The sequence below is a fragment of the Aquiflexum lacus genome, assembly GCF_015476655.1.
Lineage (GTDB): Bacteria > Bacteroidota > Bacteroidia > Cytophagales > Cyclobacteriaceae > Aquiflexum > Aquiflexum lacus.
The window spans coordinates 1-1,320 of sequence record NZ_JABFHF010000072.1 but is presented as its reverse complement, the minus strand read 5'-3'; the positions used below and the strand labels follow the sequence as shown (position 1 = coordinate 1,320).

Genomic DNA, 1,320 nt, shown 5'->3' with positions numbered 1-1,320 from the left:
CCTTGTCATACTAAGTTTGGCCTATAAAAAATGTTGTTTAATTATCAGAATATTATTTGGTTTGTCGGGTAAGCGGGGCGCTGCTACCAGGCAAAAGCAGAAGGACTAAGAACGGTACTTGTCATTCGTCATAAAGACTCTTCGAAATGCTGTTCCCTTCTGCTACTTTCTACCGAAATCAGGACAATTCATTAGGTCTAGAAACCTGTTTTAAGTATAGATTGATGTGGTAAAAAGGCTTGCTGATAGCAACGGTCCCATTTGGATCAAGCGTAAAGTTAACAAGATTATGGAAAAACCTCTAAACGTATTCACAGGAGTAGACATCTCAAAGGACAAATTTGATTTCTATTTTAAAACCATTGAAGGAAAGGTTCTAAAAGGTAAAGTAAGTAATGATACTAAAGGTTTTAAAGAGTTTCTTCTAAAATTGCCTCAGAACACATGGGTAGTCATGGAAGCCTCTGGACCTTATTATTATCAATTGGCAAGCTTCCTTTTTGAAAAGGGCATCAAAGTTTCCGTTATAAACCCATTGGTTATCAAGAGGTTTATCCAGATGCAGTTGAAAAGGACAAAGACCGATAGTGCAGATGCACAAAGCATTGCAGCCTATGGAAGTTTAATGGACATGAAGCCATGGGAACCTCTAAAGGAATGTTATCTTCAAATCAAACAGTGGTATGCCTATCAGAAACAGCTTTTGAAACACCAGCATGCAATCCTTATGAAAATGGAATCTTTTATAGCTGCAGGACCGGTTGATGTGCTTATCAGAAAGTCTATGGAAGAGGAACTAATTAGGATAGAAGAAAACATTAAAGAGGCAGATAAACATCTGAATGAATTGATTGAAAGAGAAAACGGGGAATTAAGAAAACAACTTGAATCGGTTCCAGGTATAGGTCCCAAAACAAGTTTGCTCTTAATAGTAGCTCTAAGAGGCTTGGATAATTTCGAAAACTACAGGCAGGTTATTTCTTACCTGGGACTTTCTCCCAGAATCTATGAGTCAGGAACCTCTGTGAAAGGAAGAGCTAAGATATGCAAGATGGGTATGACAGAAGTAAGAAAATGCCTATACATGGCAGCAAGATCTGCCAAAAGATATAATCAAACATGCAAAGATCTATACCTACGGTTGAGAGCAAAAGGAAAAGCCCATAGAGTCGCCATGATTGCAGTGGTGAATAAGTTGATTAAACAAGCATTTGCCATTGCCAAATCAGGTATTAAATATGATAAAAACTATACAAGCATAAATCCTATTGCAAAATAATATTTGGATCAATACTTGACTTTAAACACAATTCATTTCGA

1 protein-coding gene is annotated in these 1,320 nt (G+C 37.0%); it reads left to right on the top strand.

All coding sequences use genetic code 11. The annotated features are described in order from the left end of the window. Positions 1-289: 289 nt before the first annotated feature. Positions 290-1,279, top strand: a complete 990-nt coding sequence (locus tag HMJ38_RS25050) for an IS110 family RNA-guided transposase (protein WP_194977192.1) — start codon at positions 290-292, stop codon at positions 1,277-1,279. The last annotated feature ends 41 nt before the right edge of the window (positions 1,280-1,320 follow it).